Raw genomic sequence first — 18,240 nt, 5'->3', positions numbered from 1 at the left:
GCGCCGACTGGGCGCGCGCCGCAAGGGTTCGGGCGATCAGTTGCGCAGCGGCTTGCCAGTGGTCAGCATATTGGCGATGCGCGCCTGGCTCAGCGGGTTTTTCAGCAGGCTCATGAAGGCCTTGCGCTCCAGATCCAGCAGCCATTGTTCGTCCACCAGCGTGCCAGCTTCCAGGTCGCCGCCGGTCATCACGTCGGCAATCAGGCTGGCGATGGTGAAGTCATGCTTGCTGATGAAATTGCCTTCCAGCATGTTCACCAGCTGGCCCTTGATCGAGGCGGCGCCGCTGCGGCCGGCCACCGGGAAGCCCTTGGCCTTCAGCGGCGGGCGATAGCCGGCTTCGGCCATGGCCAGCGCTTCTTGCTTGGCCACGTACAGCAGCTCGTGCACATTGAACACCACGGTGTCGGTCTTTTTCAGGTAGCCGATGGCCTGGCCTTCCAGCGCGCTGGTCCCCACCTTGGCGGTGGCGATGGCCATGAAATAGTCTTTCAGCGCGGCCAGCACGTCGCCACGGGATTCCTGCGCGGCGCGCAGGGCAAATTCCTTGCAGCCGCCGCCGCCCGGCAGCAGGCCCACACCCACTTCCACCAGGCCGATATAGGTTTCCAGCGCGGCCACTACCTTGTCGCAGTGCATCAGGAACTCGCAGCCGCCGCCAAAGGCGTAGCCTTGCGAGGCCGCCACCACCGGCACAAGGCTGTAGCGCAGGCGCATCGAGGTGTTCTGGAACTGACGCACGGTGTCGTCAATCGCCGCCCAGTTGCCGGTCATGAAGGCCGGCATCATCGATTGCAGGTCGGCGCCCACCGAGAACGGCTCTTCGGTTTGCCAGATCACCAGGGCTTTATATTGCGCTTCGGCCAGGTCGATGGCCTTGTTCAGCCCTTCGATCACTGCCGGGCCAATGGCGTGGGCCTTGGAGGTGAAGCTCACCACCAGCACGCCGTCGCCCGAGGTGAAGGCGCGCACGCCGCCTTCGGTTTCGAACACGGTTTCGCCCAGTTGCGGCGCATCTTCGCCCAGCACGCGGGCCGGGGCCAGCTGGCGCTGGTAAACGTCCAGGGTGGAGCGGCCGGCCAGCGTGCCTTGGGCGGCGTTGTACGAGCCGTGGGCAAAGTGTACGCCTGCGCGGTCGGCTTCCAGCGCCCAGGCCGGCAGCGCGGCCTGGCTCAGGCTGTGGCCAGCGGCGATGTCTTCTTGCATCCAGCCGGCCACTTGCTGCCAGCCGGCGGCCTGCCAGGTTTCAAACGGGCCAACCGACCAGCCAAAGCCCCAGCGGATGGCCAGGTCGAGGTCGCGGGCGTTGTCGGCCACGTCGGCCAGGTGGTAGGCGATGTAGTGGAACACGTCGCGAAAGCACGCCCACAGGAACTGCGCCTGCGGGTGCTGGCTGTCGCGCAGCTTTTTGAATTTCACCGCCGGGTTGGTTTCTTTCAGGATGGCCTTGACCGCGTCGTCGCCCTTTTCGCCGGCATTGACGTATTCACCCTTGGCCGGGTCGAGCACCAGGGTTTGCTTGCCTTCTTTTTTGTAGATGCCGCACTTGGTTTTTTGCCCCAGCGCGCCTTTTTCAATCAGCGCGGCCAGCCAGGCCGGGGTTTTGAACAGGCCGTGCCACGGGTCGTTGGGCAGGGTGTCCTGCATGGTCTTGACCACGTGGGCAAAAGTATCCAGGCCCACCACGTCGGCGGTGCGGAAGGTGGCGGATTTCGGGCGGCCCAGGCGCGGGCCGGTGAGGTCGTCCACCACGTCAAAGCGGATGCCGTATTTTTCGGCATTGGCGATGGTGGCCAGCATGGAGAACACGCCGATGCGGTTGGCGACAAAGTTCGGGGTGTCTTTGGCGCGCACCACGCCCTTGCCCAGGGTGGTGACCAGGAAGCGTTCCAGGTTGTCCAGCACGCCAGCGTCGCTGGTCAGGCAGGGGATGATTTCCACCAGGTGCATATAGCGCGGCGGGTTGAAAAAGTGTACGCCGCAAAAGCGCGGGCGCAGGCTGTCCGGGCAGGCCTGGGCCAGGGTGTTGATGCTCAGGCCGGAGGTGTTGGTGGCAAAAATGGTGTGCGCGCCCAGATGCGGGGCCACTTTTTGGTAAAGGTCGGCTTTCCAGTCCATGCGTTCGGCAATGGCTTCAATCACCAGATCGCAGTCCTGCAGCAAATGCAGATGTTCTTCGTAGTTGGCCGGGGTGATGTAGTCGGCCCGATCGCGGCCTGCCAGCGGCGCTGGCTTGAGTTTTTTCAGCCCGGCAATGGCTTTGAGCGCGATGCCGTTCTTGTTGCCTTCTTTTGCCGGCAGGTCAAACAGTACAGTTTGCACCTTGGCGTTGACGAGGTGAGCAGCAATTTGCGCTCCCATCACACCGGCGCCCAGCACGGCTACCTTGCGCACGTTGAATTTGGCTTGAGACATGGTTTCCTCAGAATGGTCAGCACTTGCAAAACGGGCGGGGTGGCCCTGCGATTGCCGGTATGTTCCGGTTGAAATCTGTTTATCCCCACCCACAGGCCGGATGGCAGGGCCATCCGATGGTGTATCACTAATTTAAACGTTTAAAACGCTTGTTTACAAACTGCTGCCTTGGGCAGGTTTCCCTGCGGCAAGGCAGCAGTGCAGGAATACTACGGCCTGCACTCAGTTCACACAACGATAAACTGGCGTTTCCCCCGCCCTTGAACAGCGGGGCTGGCCACGCACCAGGTTGGCCGCCCGGCATCAAAACCGGGCGGAACCCCCATCAGAACTGGTGGTTGTACTGCACACCCAGAATATGGGCGTGGCTCTTGTAATCAGCCTGGCCAGCGGTGTAGCTGGACACGCAGTTGACTGCACCCGCAGTGGCACCACCGCAATAGCCGTTCACCTTGGCAGTGGAGTCCTTGATGTGGATGTAGCTGTACGCCACGTTGATCGAGCTGGTCTTGCTCAGGTCATACTTGCCGCCAAACGACAGCCAGATGCGGTCGTTGTCCGGCATGGTGGACAGACGGTGTTCTTCGTCCGGCACCGGGGATTGGTCGTAGGCCACGCCAAAACGCAGCTGCAACGGCGCGCTGTACTGGTAGGTGCCGCCGATGGCCACTTTCATGCTGTTTTTCCACTGCGGCACCAGCGTGGTTTTATCGGTGGTCTGGCCGGCAAAGTTGCTGGCGCTGAACGGGGCAGACTTCGGCTGGCTGTAGTTGATCGACAGCGAGTCAAAGCGCGAGTGACGGGTCCAGGTGATGTCGCCCATCACTGCCCACTTGCTGTCCAGCTGCTTGAAGCCATGCAGCGACAGCGATTCCGGGGTCTTGATGTTCACCTTGGCATCGCTGTCGATATAGCCGCGTGCTGCTGCGGCCTGGCCGGCCAGGGTGGACGGCGTGGTCCAGTCGGCGGTGCCGGTCAGGGTGTGCTTGATGGCCGAACGGTAGGCCAGGCCCACGCGGGCGGTCGGGTCGATTTCCCACATCCAGCCCAGGGTGTAGCCAAAGCCCCAGTCCTTGCCTTCCACATCGGCATAACCGTCGGAATTGCCATGGCCGCCGCCCACGCCGCTCATCAGGCTGTTCAGCGCCGGGTTGGCGCTGCCGCCAAAGTTGGCGTACTGGCGCAGCGAGGCTTCAGCGTGCTGGGCAATCACGCCGACTGCCAGCGAGTGCTGGTCATTGAGCTTGAACGCCACCGTCGGGTTGATGTCGATGGTTTTCAGCGAAGTCTGGTTAACGTTGTAACGCAGTACCGAGTCGCGCTGGTATTCGGTTTCCGAGGCATAGGGCACATACACGCCCACACCGAGGGTGATGCGGTCGTTGAGCTGGTGAGTGAGGTACATGTGCGGCACGGCAATCAGGTCGTCAGTCAGCTTGCCGCTGGTGGTGCCATTGATGGCGGTGCTGCGGTTCAGCCCGGCTGGCAGGGTCATGCCGTTGGGCAGCGGCTGTGCCGCGTAAGGCTGGGTGGGGTAGCTGGCGCGGGCGTTGTTGTACTTGACGCTGGGCATCACCAGGTTCAGCGCGCCAGAAAAGTGGGTGCCCTTGAGTCGGGTCATCCCCGCCGGGTTGTAAAACAGCGTGGTGGCGTCTGTGGCTTCGGCAGCACTGGCATTGGCCGTCGCTTGAGCGCTGACCGACTGGGTGCCAAAGTGATACCCGGAAGCATGGGCCTGGAGGCTGGCTGCGCTGGCCAGCGTTCCCATCATCATCACCGACAGGCTCAATGTGTTGAATTTCATGTGCTCTTCCTCTACTCCAACGTGGACTTGGATGTTTTTGCGTGAGGTCATGCCATCTGGCAGCCTGAGACGATACTAGCAAAGATTTTTTGCCGAGGAGAAGCCCGTTTCGTACATTTATTCTAAACAACCGTTTAAATCCGCCAAGTGTTGTTTTTTTACAACTTTACGAATTTTGACCATGTTGCACTGCAGCAGAAGCCTTGGCTGTTCTGGCAGCCATGCCTTGTCAGTGCTTGCCCTCACGAAATTCCTGACTTGGCAAGCGGGTTTTGCCAATTTTACCTCAGGCAATCAAGCGCGAACGGCCAGCATCATCAATGGCTACAAATGTCATGACCGCCTCGGTAATGCGCACACAGCTGCCGTCCAGCCGCTCGGCAAACACTTCCACCTTGCTGGTGATTGACTTCTGCCCCATGCGCAGACGCTCCACGTAAAAACTGAGCAGGTCGCCCACCAGAACCGGCGCAGCAAACTGAAACGAATTCACCGCCACGGTGGTGACCTGCCCCTTGGCCACCCGCTCGGCGTCCAGCGCGCCAGCGAGGTCCATCTTGGCCATCAGCCAGCCGGCATGTACCTTGCCATGGGCATTGGTGCTGCGCGGCTCGGCATTGACGCGGATGGTGGGCATGCGGTCTTTGGGCAAGTCACAACGTTCAATCACAGAACGATCAGGCATGAAAAATCTCCCGGGAAAGAAAGCCCATCATTTTTGGCTGGGCAGATGTGCTTAGCTTAGAGAGTGTCGCTACAAAATGCGAGCCCAGATGGCAAGGTGCGCGATCTGGGCGGCGGGCTGCAGCAGTGTGTTCACGCCAGCTGCTGCAACCATGCCGCCCGCTCGCGCAGACGCTGCGCCAGATCCGCCGCCAGGCCGTCAATGCTGGCCGCCGCCAGCAGGCGGGCCGGATCGGGGCGGTGTTCGGCCTGCAAACGGGTGAAGTCGGCCAGACTCAATGTCTCCGCCGGACGCGACACCCGCCGCAGCGGCGCGCCCGGCCACAGCCGGCCAGGGCGGCGCACCGCGCAATACCAGCCGGTCAGCCCCTGTTCGGCGACAAATACCGACAAGCCTTCCACTTCAAAGCGGGCATTGATTTTCCAGCAGGGCTTGCGCGGCTGGGTCACCTGCAGCAGCGCATCGCCCACCTGGTAACAGTCGCCAATGCACACGTTATGCTCATCCCAACCGGTGGTGGACAGGTTTTCGCCCAGGCTGCCGGCACACAGCGCCTGCGCCGCCGCTGGTGCCTGCGCGGCCAGCCGGGGGTAGTGCTCAGCCGGATAGTGATGCACGGCCTTGTCCGGCCCGCCATGAAAGCGCCGGTCGGCCTGCACATCGCCGCGCAGGCCGTTCAGGTCGGCCCAGGCCTCGGCCACCGGGTGTTTGTACATGCCGGTGGGCGTGCCATCGCCGGGCAGGTTGGCAAGCTGGCCGATGAACAGTTGGGAGAGGGTGAGGTCGGGCATGGACTTGATCACATGGGCAAAATGGTTGGACAGGTGTGCTACCACGGAATCTTCGACGGACAAGAGGATTCAGCGCGGGAGCAGCTTGTCAGAAAAATAATCAGTAATGGTACGGTTCAGTTTTGGCATCTCAAGGCGCCGGTCAAACGTGGCTGAATCCGCAATCAGTTGGGCCAACCGTCCTGGAGGATGCGGCGGTAAAGGCCCCAGCAGCGCGCCGTGCCCAGCGTTGGGCAGATCGGCCAGATGGGTGCAGGGCGGACAGGCGGCCAATACCGCATCGCTATGAAAACGGGGGATAAGCCATTGGTCTTGTCTGGCGCTGATGATGGCCAGAGCGGCTTTTGGCTGGCGCAAGGAAGCTGGGTCAAAGTCTGCGGCAAAAGGCACGCCGGAAACAATGGCGACAATGCGTGGATCGGTATGCTCATGCCAGCTGGCATCGCTGAGCTTGTAGGCGTTGATGGTTAACACCAGCCATTTTTTCAGGCCGTCCAGCAGTCCGCCAGTCAGCGTCACGCTCAGCCCGGCGCAAGCATGAAAATCCTGTTCAAGATTCCCCTCGCAATGATCACGCAAGCGCGCAGCAGACCAGCGCCCGCCTGCCAGCGTCAACGCCGTGTGGCCTCCTGCCGACATGCCAAACAGGCCAATGTGGGCAAAATCCAGCGCCGCAAACCGGGCATCCTGCTGCAGTCGGTCAATTGCCCGCGAAATTTCCTGTGGCCGCCGTTTCCAGCTGGGCGGGCCGGGGTCACTGTCGTCTTTGGCGTGATCGGCAAAATGTTCGGGAAGCGCCACAGTAAACCCCGCCTCAACCAAGGTCTGCGCCAGATCGAAATGCACCCAGGGAGAAGCGGGTGAGCCATGTGACATGACAATCAGCTTGCGGTTGCCAGGTAAAGGCGGCGCATTTACCGCCAGCGGCATGGCAAAACCGTCACGCTGTGTGTTGCTGGCCGTCGCCTGACTGGGATAAAACAGGGTGATTGGCCCTGACAGCGCATTGGCCGGCCACTCCTGTAGGCCAACCGACGCCAGCGCCGAGCTGGCGCAAAGTGCTAGCGCCAACCCGCTTAAGAGGGTGCGAATCCACATGGGCATGAGCTCGTATCGTGATCCAACAATATGAATGGTGCATAACCAGACAAACCCCCAGCATCACCATCATGGGCGATATTTTCGGGTTGGTCTGCTGGGAAAAACCAGCCGGCTAGTCGTCATCACCTTGAAGCACAAGGGTTCATACGAGCCAGTTTATGCCGGGCATCTCGGTTTAATTTCTTTTAAAACAAAGCTTTACCTTGCTACAGCGAACCACCCGCCGCACCCCACCGCGTCATTCCCGCGCAGGCGGGAATCCAGGGGTATCCACCGCGTGCCGCAGGTGCGTGTTCTCCCGACTGCCCCACAACGCTCAACACCCACGGCGCACACTGTGGCGCGGTCTGGGTTCCCGCCTTCGCGGGAACGACAAGTGGGTGAAGCTCATGCCAGAAGAGGACTGGCCTCCGATGGTGGCTCTGGTTTAATTTATTTTAAAACAAAGCTTTACCTTGCCACAGCGAACCACCCGCCGCACTCCACCCCGTCATTCCCGCGCAGGCGGGAATCCAGGGGTATCCACAGCGTGCAGCAGGTGTGTGCTCTTACGACTGTCCCACAGCCTTAAGCTTGCACGGCGCACGCTGTGGCGCGGTGGGCATGGCGCAGGTAAGCGCTGATGAGCGCTCACCCCGCTGTGCGCTGTGGACACGCCTGGATTCCCGCCTGCGCGGGAATGACTCGGTGTCGTGCGGCGAGTAGTTCTTCGTGGCGACATGAACCCTTGTGTTTCAGCGTGACTGGCTACTAGGCTTGCCACGCCCGCTTGCCTGCCTCTATGGCCGCCACCCTGGCTGTGTCCACCGCCAGGGCAATCTCGCCGGGCTGCGGGCAGCCTCGGGCAATCTCCCCGGCATTCACCGCTTGTGCCGCCGCCAGCAGGCTGGCCAGATACTCGGCCTGCGGATAGGCGCAGTCGGCAAAGCCCGTACGGCCACGGGCGTCGGCGCGGCAGGCGGCCAGCAGTTGGGCAAAGCGCGCCGGACGGCGCAGCGCGTCGGTGCGTTTGAACAGTTTCAGCACGGTGTCGGCGCGCAGTTCGGCGGCGCGGTGTACCAGGGTGTGTTCGGCACACATCAGCAAGGCCAGCTCGCGGCATTCCACCGGCACGCGCAGGCGCTCGCACAGGGCTTTGAGCGGGGCCAGGCCGCGCTGCTCATGCATCAGATGGCGCGGCAGCACCTCAGCCGGGGTGAGCGCCTTGCCCAGGTCGTGGGTGAGCGCGGCAAAGCGCACCGGCAGCGGCTGGTTTTCTTGCGCGGCGTAGTCCAGCACCAGCAGGGTGTGGATGCCGCAGTCGATTTCCGGGTGGTAATCCGCCCGTTGCGGCACGCCCCATAGCGCGTCGATTTCCGGAGCGATGCGCGCCAGCGCGCCGCAGTCGCGCAGCACGGTGAACATGGCCGAGGGGGTGGTTTCCATCAGGCCCTTGGCCAGTTCCTGCCACACCCGTTCGGCCACCAGCGCGTCGGCCTCGCCGTTGGCCACCATCTGCCGCATCAGCGCGCGGGTGTCGTCGGCCACGGTAAAGCCATAGCGGGCGGCAAAGCGTGCCAGGCGCAAAATGCGCACCGGGTCTTCGGCAAACGCCAGGCTGACGTGGCGCAGCACGCCGGCGCGCAGGTCGTCCTGGCCGTGGTAGGGGTCGATGATGTCGCCGTCGGCGGTTTGCGCCATGGCGTTGATGGTGAGGTCGCGACGGGCGAGGTCTTCTTCCAGGGTGACATCCGGTGCAGCATGGCAGACAAAGCCATGGTAGCCCTTGCCGGTTTTGCGTTCGGTGCGCGCCAGCGCGTATTCCTCGTGGCTGTGCGGGTGCAAAAACACCGGAAAATCCCGTCCCACCGGACGAAAGCCCTGCGCCAGCAGCGCCTCGGGCGTGGCCCCCACCACTACCCAGTCACGGTCCTTGACGGGCCGGCCCAGCAGGCGGTCGCGCACCGCGCCGCCCACGATGTAACACTGCAGGCTCATCGCTGCGCCCGGCTGCGAAATGCGTCATACCGGTTGGCCGTCGTCTGCCCGCCCAGCCAGCCAGGGGCAATGCTGGTCAGCGCGCTGGGCGCAAAACCAAACACCGCCTGCGGAAACCCATCAACGCTGACATTGTCGCAAGCCAGCGAGCGCACATTGTCGCGTGACATCGGCGGATTGGGCAGGCATTCCATCAGCGCCGCCTGCAGCATGGCCAGCCCCTTGGGCAGGCCGAATACCGGGCGCGGATGGCCGGTCAGCTGGCCAACGTAGCGCACCAGTTCGGCCAGGGTGAAGGTTTCCGGTCCGGTCAGCTCGTAGCGCTGGCCGATGGTGTCGCGGCGGTCCAGGCAGTCGGCAATCACCCGCACCACGTCTTCCACCCACACGGGCTGAAAGCGGGTGTTGGCCCCGGCCAGCGGCAGGCATGGGGCAATGACCAGCAAGCGGGCAAACAGGGTAAGAAAACTGTCGCCCTGACCAAAAATCACTGACGGGCGGATGATGGTCCAGTCCAGCCCGCTGGCTATCAGTTTTTCTTCGGCCAGCGCCTTGGTTTGCTGGTAGTCCGACGGCGCATCGCGCCCGGCACCCAGCGCGCTGACCAGCACCAGCCGCCTGACGCCCTGGCGCTGGCAGGCGGCAATCACCTGCTCGGTCAGCTGCACATGGGCGCGCTCGAAGTCGCGTCGGCTGCCATGCAGAATGCCCACCATGTGCACGGCGGCATCCTGGCCGGCCAGCAGGCTGTCCAGCGCCGCCGGGCCGCCTTCCAGCAGGCGCACGCCAGGCAGCATGCCCAGCGCCTTGCTGCGTTCACGGCGACGGGTCAGCAGGGTCAGCTGGCGTTCGCGGCCCACCAGTTGCTCGGCCAGATGCTGGCCAACAAAGCCGGTGCCGCCAATCAGGGCAATGCGCTGCGGATGCAGGGACATGGGAACTCTCCAGGGTCAGGCCGCGTATGGCGCGGCGGTGAGACATTCAGTGAGGGACGCGCTGATTTATCCAGCGCGGGAATGACGATTTTTTCAGCGTATCCTCAGGTAGGCTGCGTCGCCTCTCTGGAGGGACGCAACACACGATCGGGCAATGCGCCAGGCTTACCTGGCCGGAATCCAGCCCATGCGCTCTTTCAGCCGCAAGGCGCTGCCGCCAAAGTTGGCGGTGTAATGCACCGCATTGGCCATCACCTTCTGCACATAATCACGGGTTTCGGTAAACGGGATGGTTTCCGCGTAAATCGCCCCTTCCAGCGGTTCGCCAGATTGCCAGGCGCGGGCGCGGCCCGGCCCGGCATTGTAGGCCGCAGTGGCCATCACCGCGTTGTCGTCCAGGCCGTCAAACACATGGCGCAGATACCAGGTGCCCAGCTGGATATTGGTGCCGATATCATTCACCGAAAAACTGCCCAGGCCAATCTTGTTGGCCACCCATTTGGCGGTGGCCGGCATCAGCTGCATCAGGCCGGACGCGCCCACGCCCGAGCGGGCAATATGCACAAAGCGGCTTTCCTGGCGAATCAGCCCGTACACCCAGGCTTCGTCCAGATTCAGCTGGCGGGCATAGCGCTGGGTGATGTCGCGGTAGGGCGACAGATAGCGCAGGCTGAAATCATGCAGGCTGGCGGTGCGGTCGGCGCTGTAGATGGCCATGTCGTAAAAGCCGGCCTGCCGGCCCACTTCGGCAGCAGCCAGCAGGTTTTCATCAGGCTGGTTGCGCATGGCAAAGCGCCATTCGCGCTTGGCGTCTTCGCGGAATTCGGGTCGGGCAAAGCGCTGGCCAATGTCAAACAGCGCCAGCGCGCGTGCCACCGACGGGGTTTGCCGCATGCTGCTGATTTCCCGCTCGGACGGGGTGTAGCGCGCCGGGGTTTCCCCCACCGAGGTGCCCAGCTCTTCGCGGGCCAGCAGGCCATAAAAACTGTTCAGCGTGCTGATACGGGCAAAGCGGCTGTTGGCGTCGGTGGTTTTGCCGCGCTGCTTCAGCGCCCGGCCTTGCCAGTAGGTCCAGCTGGGCAGGTTGCGCAGCGTGTCCGGCATGTCGGCAGTGACCTGGGCCACGGTGTCCCACTGGTTTTGCCGCAGCGCCGCGCGCGCCCACCATTCCCACTGCTCGTCGCTGAGCTGGCGCGGGTCGGCCTTGGCGTAGGCGCTCAGCGCGTTCCACATGTCCATCCGCTTGGCGGCGGCCAGGCCAATCTGGCCCCAGGCGTAGCCCTGGTCGGTTTTGGGCAGCCGGCTGGCCAGCGAATTCAGCAACTGGGCAGCGCCGTTCGGGTCGTTCTTGGCCTGGCGCTGAATCGCCAGCAGCGCGCTTTCCCGCCCAGCCACGCTGGACAGGTCAGCAGTGCCTGGGCTATTGACCTGCGCAGCCGACAAAGGCTGACCTGCCAGTTGGCTGATGGCGCGGGCGCTGTTCACACTGCCCACTGACAACAGCAGGCGCACGCGCTTCCACAGCTCGGCATCGTTGAGCTTGCCGCTGGCGGCCAGTGCATCAAACAGCGCACTGCAGCCTGCCGGGCTGCTGCGCTGGCTGAGCCAGCGCGCCCGCGCCTCGCTGACGGCGTCGCCATCGCCCTGGCGTAGGCGGCGCAGGGTGTCCGAGCATTGCACATCTTCATCGCGGGCCACTGCCGGTAGCCTGGCGTATTCCACGGCAAATTCGGCCCAGGATTCGCTACGCGCCAGGCGCTTGGCCCAGTCCAGCCGCAGCCGTTCGGCCAGCACGCTGTCTGGGTAGCGCTGCAAGAACGCCTGCACCTCGGCGCTGCCCGCCTGGTCCAGATTGCGGGCCAGTGCCCAGTAGCGCGGGTAACTTTCCAGCAGGCTGCCTTGCGCGCTGTCCACTGCCTGGGTCAGCGCCGGGCCGCCACTGCGGGCGGCCACCAGGTCAGCATCAAGGGCGGCCCAGGCGGGCAGGGTGGCCAGACAGGCCAGATAAAGCAGTTTTCTCATGGGGGGACTCGTCAGCCAGGCAGCGGGTGCGCCTGTCGCAAAATGAATGACGCATTTTAAGCCATTGCGCCAGTGGGCACAGCCAGCGCAGACACTTGTATAGCTAAAAACAATCGAAAGCATTTTAACAATAAATTAGTCAAATGGTCGTGCTCGCCCGATACTGACGCCATCGACTCCAGTGCAGGCCACAGCGCCCGCCAGGGCGTCTCTATCAAACCGCTTCAACCAGGAGATCATCATGCTGCAAAACCGCGAAGGCCAACGTGTCCCCGATGTGTCGTTCCCGATCCGCGTCGGCAACGACTGGCAAACCCTCACCAGCGCCGGGCTGTTCAACGGCAAGACCGTGGTGGTGTTCTCGCTGCCAGGCGCGTTTACCCCCACCTGCTCGTCCACCCACCTGCCGCGCTACAACGAGCTGGCCCCCACCTTTTTTGCCAATGGGGTGGACAGCATTCTGTGTGTGTCGGTCAACGACACCTTTGTGATGAACGAGTGGGCCAAGGATCAGGAAGCGCAAAACCTGACCATGGTGCCAGACGGCAATGGCGAATTTACCGCCGGCATGGGCATGCTGGTAGACAAGCAGGACATCGGCTTTGGCCAGCGCAGCTGGCGCTACGCCATGCTGGTGAAAGACGGCGTGATCGAGAAAATGTTCATCGAGCCAGAAGAACCGGGCGACCCATTTAAAGTGTCTGACGCCGACACCATGCTTGATTATGTCAATCCGGCAGCAAAAAAGCCCGATCAGGTGGTGGTGTTCAGCAAGGTGGGCTGCCCGCATTGCGCCCGCGCCAAGCAGTTGCTCAGCGAACGCGGCTACGCCTACGTTGACCCGGTGCGCGGCAAGCCCCGCCGTTCAGGGCGGGGAAGGATAGCGCGGACGGCGTAGCCGTCCTTGCCGTCGATGGGGATGGGCTGTATAAAAACCAGTATGCAACGCCTTCAAGCCTACAAATACGAACTGATGCCGACCGGCGAACAGCAGCGCGACATGCGCCGCTTTGCTGGCTCGTGCCGTTTCGTGTTCAACAAGGCATTGGCCTTGCAAAAGGAGCGCTACGAGCAAGGCAAGAAGAAGCTTGGCTACGCAGGGCTGTGCAAGCTGCTCACCGAGTGGCGCCACAGCACAGAAACGGCATGGCTGGCCGATGCGCCGGTTCATCCCTTGCAACAGACGCTCAAGGATTTGGAGCGGGCCTACACCAACTTCTTCGCCAAACGCGCTGATTTTCCGCGCTTCAAGAAGAAGGGGCAGCATAACAGCTTCCGCTATCCCGACCCAAAACAGATCAAGCTTGATCAGGCCAACAACCGCCTGTTCCTGCCCAAGCTCGGCTGGCTGCGCTACCGCAACAGCCGCGAGGTGCTGGGCGCGGTGAAGAACATCACCGTGAGCCAGTCTTGCGGCAAATGGTTCGTGAGCATCCAGACCGAACGCGAGATTGAGCAGCCCATCCCGCAGGGTGGCGCAGTCGGCATCGACATGGGCATTGCACGGTTTGCCACGCTCTCGGACGGCACGTTCCATGCCCCGCTCAACAGCTTCAAGCGACACGAGACGGCCTTGCGCCGCGCGCAGCAGGCCATGAGCCGCAAGACCAGATTCAGCAGCAACTGGAAGAAGGCAAAGTCCAGAATCCAGCGCATTCACGCCCGCATCGGCAACGCCCGCCGCGACTTCCTGCACAAAGCCACGACCACGATCAGCCAAAACCACGCGATGGTGTGTATCGAGGACTTGCAAGTGAGAAACATGTCCAAGTCGGCAGCAGGCAGCCCCGAAAAGCCGGGGAAGCAGGTTCGGGCCAAGTCCGGCCTGAACAAGTCCATCCTCGATCAAGGATGGGCCGAGTTCCGCTGCCAATTGGACTACAAACTGGCGTGGAACGGTGGACATCTCATAGCAGTGCCGGCGCAGAACACCAGCCGGACGTGTCCGTGCTGCGGCCATGTGTCGGCGGACAACCGCCAGATGCAGGCCCGGTTCCAGTGTGTGGAATGCAGTTTCGAGGAAAACGCCGATCTGGTCGGCGCGATCAACATCCTGTCTCGCGGGATGCAACGATTGCGAGACGAAGGGCAGGACACGGCGGATGCTTCCGCCGGGCGGGAAACCGCAGCCCGGATCGCCTGTGAAGTGAGCGGTGCAGTCATGCCGCCAGCAGCAGGAACCCGCCGAAGCGACTCATGCCGGCTCGATGCCGGGATGAGCGCCGTAGGAATCCCCCGACTTTAGGCGGGGGAGGATGTCAACCGCAGATTGCCATGGTTGGCTTGCGCCACGCTGATTTACCTGCCGGGCAGTATGTGGTGGGAAAGGTCAGCTTTGAAGACCAGGGCCGCAGCCGGGTGATGCTGCGCAACCGTGGCCTGATGCATGTGTACGCCGAACAGGGCAGTGGCCGTTTGCTGGGGGCAGAATGGGTCGGCCCGCGCGCCGAACATATTGCCCACTTGCTGGCCTGGGCCTGCCAGCAGCAACTGACCATCGGCCAGATGCTGGACATGCCGTTTTATCATCCGGTGGTGGAAGAAGGCCTGCGCACGGCCCTGCGCGATGCCGCCAGCCAGCTGATTGCCGGCTAATGCCACCCAGACGGCTTGACGTGTGAATCAAATACCAGAGAGGGCTGCTTGCGCAGCCCTCTCTGGTCAAATGTGCATCAGATCTCAATAGGGTGGATTTGCTGACGTCTCCGTGCTGGATTGACTTAATAAAACAGCCAGTTGTGCAGCTTTCTTGTGTTCTCCGGCATCACGGGCTGCTTGATAAACCGGGTTGCTGCAACGAGGTTGATGACCCATCAGCGCGTCACTGATTCCACAATCCTGGCAGGCTTCCACACCAGGCGGACGTTGGCCGATATCACAATAGGCGGATTCTGTTTGGTTCATGGCGTCCAAATAAGCCTCTGCTGAAAGAAATGTCGATGGATGTTGGGTCAAGTGTAGCCAATACCGGGGAAATTACCATCTGAAATTGCACGCGGGCCAGAAGCGGAGGCAGTGTCCGCCTGCTGGCCCGTCCAGATATCACGCTGGCGATGCCCACATGCGCACACGCCGCTGACTGAACCTGGTGGAGTCTTTCAGCCAAGTCAGTCAGCGGCGTGTGCGCGAGAGCAACAACCCGCCCGATGCGGTATGCGGTTTATTGCACCAGATTCTGCTCGGCCACGTTCAGGTTCAAATCCAGCATGCCCTGGGATTCTTCGCGGCTGGCCAGCGATTCCTGACGGCGCGATTCAATCACCGCCAGAAATGCCTCGCCAATATCGCCGGTAATATACTTTCCGTCGAAACACGAGGTTTCAAACTGGTCCAGCACAATACTGTCCTTGCCGCTGGCGTCCCTGACTGCCTGTTTCAGCGCGTCGAGTTCCTGATAAATCACCGCGTCCGCGCCAATTTCAGCGGCAATCTGCCCGTCATCGCGACCGGTGGCCAGCAATTCGGCGCGGGTGGGCATGTCAATCCCGTAGACATTGGGGAAACGCACCGCCGGCGCGGCGGAAGCAAAGTAGACTTTGTTGGCCCCGGCGTCGCGTGCCATTTGCACGATTTCGCGGCTGGTGGTGCCACGCACGATGGAATCGTCCACCAGTAGCACATTCTTGCCGGCAAATTCGCTGGCAATCGGGTTGAGCTTCTGGCGTACCGACTTTTTGCGCACCGCCTGGCCCGGCATGATGAAGGTGCGGCCCACATAGCGGTTCTTGATGAAGCCCATGCGGAACGGCAGGTTCAGGCACTTGGCCAGCTCCAGCGCCGATGGCAGGCTGGTGTCCGGAATTGGAATCACCACATCCAGGTCGATATTCAGGCCACGGATTTTTTCTGCCAATTTTTCACCCATGTTCAGGCGGGCGGCATGCACCGATGCGCCGTCGATAATCGAATCCGGGCGGGCAAAATAGACGTATTCGAACAGACACGGTGCGTGCACGGTGTGCTCGGCGCATTGCCGGGCGTGCAGCTGGCCATCAAAGGTGATGTACACCGCTTCGCCTGGGGCAATATCGCGCACCAGGGTAAAGCCGGAACAGTCCAGTGCCACCGATTCCGAGGCGAGCATGTATTCGCCCAGATCGTTGCGGCCCAGCACCAGCGGACGAATCCCGCAGGGATCGCGGAACGCCACCAGGCCATGGTCGGCAATCAGCGCCACCACCGCATAAGCGCCTTTGGCGCGGCGGTGCACCCCGGCCACGCCCTTGAAAATGGCATCCACCGGCAACTGGGTGCCTTCAATGTATTGCTCCAGCTCGTGGGCAAACACATTCAGCAGCACCTCCGAATCCGACTGGGTGTTGATATGGCGCAGGTCCTTTTCAAACACCGAGCGCTTGAGCGCCTCGGTATTGGTCAGGTTGCCGTTGTGCGCCAGCACAATGCCAAAGGGCGAGTTGACATAAAACGGCTGCGCTTCGGCCAGACTGGACGCCGATCCGGCAGTCGGGTAGCGCACATGGCCAATCCCGGCCTTGCCCAGCAGCGAGCGCATATTGCGGGTGCGGAACACATCGCGCACCATGCCACTGCCCTTGTGCATGTGAAAGCTGTTGCCGTTGGCGGTAACAATGCCGGCAGCATCCTGGCCGCGATGCTGCAGCACCTGCAGACCGTCGTACAACAGCTGATTAACCGGTGTTTGTCCCACTACCCCAATAATTCCGCACATAACAGAAGTTTCCCAACATGCTTGAGAAGGCAGGCTGAACCTGCCCGAATCAGACGGCCCGCCATCGGTCGGGCCACCAAGAAAAAAACCGGATGCGCTCGCGGTGTCTGCCTGCGGGCGCATCCTGTTGCCGCACCGGGTGACCCGGTGCGGTGTGACTGCAATCCATCGCGTGAATCAATAGCGCGTTGGCGGGCTGACTGGCATCACTGGCAGCACCGTGCCGTGTTCTTCTGGCAGCAGCTGACGCAGCGAGGCGCTATCAGCGTTCAGCGGGTATTTGACCCGCACCGCCATCTCGCCCGGCAACCAGGGCCGGGCGGCCAGCGCCAGCTGTTCAAAGGGCCGGACCAGCGCCGATGCCTGCCACATCGGGTGATTGGGCCAGCTGGTCAGCCCGGCCAGCAAGACGCCCAGGGTGATTGCCAGCAGGCCGCGCGCCAGGCCAAAGCCCATGCCAAAAAACCGGTCCAGACCGGATAGGCCGGTGACGCGCAGCACGCCGGCCAGCAGCTGGCGCACAATGAAAAACCCCAGCCAGCTGGCCAGCATCAGACCAATGAAGCCTAGCAGCCAGCGCACCTCATCGCCAGGCAGCGGCAGTGGCAGCCATTGTCCGGCCTGGGTGGCAAACTGGCGTGCCAGGATAAAGCTGACCACCCAGCCCGCCAGCGACAGCACCTCGGACACCAGGCCCCGGCGCAGGCCCATCAGCGCCGAGATGCCAGCCACGGCCAGCAGCAGATAGTCCAGACCGTTCATTACTGCGGCACCATGATGCCGGACACGCCAGCGGCACCCAGCTTGTTCATCACCGCCTTGGCTTCTTCCTGCGAGGCAAACGGCCCCACCCGCACGCGGTGGATTTCACCCTTGCTGGTTTCGGCCCGGCTGACCGAGGCATGTACGCCCAGGCCTGCCAGTTTTTGCTTGAGCGCATCGGCCTTGGCCGGGTCGGACAGGGCTGCCAGCTGAATCAGATAGCGCTGCTTGCCTTCCTTGCCTGCCGGCTTGTCTTCTGGCTTGGTGACGGGTTTTTCCGGTTTTTCCGGTTTTTCCGGTTTTTCCGGTTTTTCGGTTTTTTCCGGCTTTTTCTCGGCCTTGTCGGCTTTTTCGGCTTTTTCTACCTTGGGCTCAGGCTTGGGCTCGGGTTTGACCTCGGGCTTTTCCGCTTTTTTGGTCTTGCTGGCGTCGGCACTCAAGATGGCAGCCGGGTCGTGGCTGTCTTTCTTGCTGGGTTTTTCCGCCGGTTTTTCGGGTTTTTCCGGTTTGTCGGCTTTCACCGGCTCAGGCTTGGCTGGCTCTGGGCGTGGCACCGGCTTGGGTGCGGGCGGTGGCGTATCCTGGACCGGCGGCGGGCTGACGGCAGCCACCGATTTGGCCGGCGGCGGCGCAGGCATGGCGGCGGCTAGGGCGGGGGCAGGCGGCGGCGCTGCCGGCAGGCTGGCGGCAGGTACAGCGGCGGGGGCCGTGCTGGTGGGCGGAGCCGGGGGGCTGGCCGGCGCAGCAGTGTCGGCAGGTGCCGCCGCAGGCGTCGGGGCGCTGGCGGTTTTCTCGCTGGCCGGCGGGGCATCCGCCGCTGGCGTTGAGCTGGCTTCACCGGCGGGCACCGCCGGTTTGGTGGCGGGCTTGCTGTCGCTGGGCAGGTTGCTGACGATGTCCACGGTTTCCGGGCGCATCTCGTGCTGGGGTTTGCTGTCCAGCACCCGCAACATCACTCCGCTTGCGACCAGGCTCATGACGATTGCCCCGATCAAGCGGCGGCGGGCGCGTTTGCGTAACAGCACCAGTTCGTCCTGTTGGCTGGTCAATCCTGACAT

At 62.6% G+C, this 18,240-nt stretch carries 14 protein-coding genes and 1 pseudogene; 3 read left to right on the top strand and 12 right to left on the bottom strand.

The genetic code is table 11. The features are described 5' to 3' along the window. Positions 1-36: 36 nt before the first annotated feature. From BXU06_RS07595 to BXU06_RS07560, 8 genes are all read right to left on the bottom strand, one after another. Entirely contained in the window at positions 37-2,415 is a 2,379-nt protein-coding gene (locus BXU06_RS07595; RefSeq protein ID WP_077298331.1) for a 3-hydroxyacyl-CoA dehydrogenase/enoyl-CoA hydratase family protein, read from the bottom strand. 325 nt (positions 2,416-2,740) lie between these two features. Continuing rightward, positions 2,741-4,219, bottom strand: coding sequence for an OmpP1/FadL family transporter (locus BXU06_RS07590; RefSeq protein ID WP_077298329.1), 1,479 nt, complete (start codon positions 4,217-4,219; stop codon positions 2,741-2,743). 286 nt (positions 4,220-4,505) lie between these two features. Next, on the bottom strand, positions 4,506-4,904 hold the full coding sequence (locus BXU06_RS07585) for an acyl-CoA thioesterase (RefSeq protein ID WP_077298328.1): 399 nt from the start codon (positions 4,902-4,904) through the stop codon (positions 4,506-4,508). A 131-nt stretch (positions 4,905-5,035) separates the two neighbouring features. Next, positions 5,036-5,758, bottom strand: coding sequence for an MOSC domain-containing protein (locus BXU06_RS07580; RefSeq protein WP_216352555.1), 723 nt, complete (start codon positions 5,756-5,758; stop codon positions 5,036-5,038). 6 nt (positions 5,759-5,764) lie between these two features. Next, on the bottom strand, positions 5,765-6,799 hold the full coding sequence (locus BXU06_RS07575; protein WP_077298326.1) for a dienelactone hydrolase: 1,035 nt from the start codon (positions 6,797-6,799) through the stop codon (positions 5,765-5,767). 747 nt (positions 6,800-7,546) lie between these two features. Further along, positions 7,547-8,767, bottom strand: coding sequence for a multifunctional CCA addition/repair protein (locus BXU06_RS07570; protein WP_077302742.1), 1,221 nt, complete (start codon positions 8,765-8,767; stop codon positions 7,547-7,549). 2 nt (positions 8,768-8,769) lie between these two features. Continuing rightward, positions 8,770-9,708: a complex I NDUFA9 subunit family protein gene (locus tag BXU06_RS07565; protein WP_077298324.1), complete on the bottom strand. Its 939-nt coding sequence runs from the start codon at positions 9,706-9,708 to the stop codon at positions 8,770-8,772. A gap of 165 nt (positions 9,709-9,873) precedes the next feature. Continuing rightward, complete coding sequence (locus BXU06_RS07560; RefSeq protein ID WP_077298322.1) at positions 9,874-11,730, bottom strand: lytic transglycosylase domain-containing protein; 1,857 nt, start codon at positions 11,728-11,730, stop codon at positions 9,874-9,876. Positions 11,731-11,968: 238 nt separating this feature from the next. Between BXU06_RS07560 and BXU06_RS07555 the strand changes: the two genes are divergently transcribed. The 3 genes and pseudogenes from BXU06_RS07555 to BXU06_RS07545 form a co-directional block, all read left to right on the top strand. Continuing rightward, entirely contained in the window at positions 11,969-12,628 is a 660-nt protein-coding gene (locus BXU06_RS07555) for a glutathione peroxidase (protein WP_216352585.1), read from the top strand. A 42-nt stretch (positions 12,629-12,670) separates the two neighbouring features. Continuing rightward, a complete protein-coding gene (locus BXU06_RS07550; protein WP_077302740.1) occupies positions 12,671-13,975 on the top strand; it encodes an RNA-guided endonuclease TnpB family protein in 1,305 nt (434 codons plus the stop codon). After that, positions 13,969-14,325, top strand: a pseudogene (locus BXU06_RS07545) (dihydrolipoyl dehydrogenase); the annotation flags it as partial. The gene BXU06_RS07550 and the pseudogene BXU06_RS07545, both read left to right, overlap by 7 nt. A gap of 84 nt (positions 14,326-14,409) precedes the next feature. Here BXU06_RS07545 and BXU06_RS17345 read toward each other — a convergent pair. The 4 genes from BXU06_RS17345 to BXU06_RS07530 all read right to left on the bottom strand — a co-directional run bounded on the left by BXU06_RS17345 (position 14,410) and on the right by BXU06_RS07530 (position 18,240). After that, positions 14,410-14,634, bottom strand: coding sequence for a hypothetical protein (locus BXU06_RS17345; protein WP_171982151.1), 225 nt, complete (start codon positions 14,632-14,634; stop codon positions 14,410-14,412). Between the two features lie 256 nt (positions 14,635-14,890). Beyond that, a complete protein-coding gene (gene purF / locus BXU06_RS07540) occupies positions 14,891-16,420 on the bottom strand; it encodes an amidophosphoribosyltransferase (RefSeq protein WP_077298318.1) in 1,530 nt (509 codons plus the stop codon). 177 nt (positions 16,421-16,597) lie between these two features. Then, positions 16,598-17,182 carry a CvpA family protein gene (locus tag BXU06_RS07535; RefSeq protein ID WP_077298316.1) on the bottom strand — a complete coding sequence of 195 codons (585 nt, stop codon included), beginning with the start codon at positions 17,180-17,182 and terminating at the stop codon, positions 16,598-16,600. Next, a complete protein-coding gene (locus tag BXU06_RS07530; RefSeq protein WP_077298314.1) occupies positions 17,182-18,240 on the bottom strand; it encodes an SPOR domain-containing protein in 1,059 nt (352 codons plus the stop codon). Before BXU06_RS07530 ends, BXU06_RS07535 begins: the two co-directional genes overlap by 1 nt.

The sequence above is a fragment of the Aquaspirillum sp. LM1 genome, from assembly GCF_002002905.1.
Lineage (GTDB): Bacteria > Pseudomonadota > Gammaproteobacteria > Burkholderiales > Aquaspirillaceae > Rivihabitans.
Note: the sequence above shows the minus strand (reverse complement) of the source record. Positions and strands in the feature narration are given on the sequence as shown.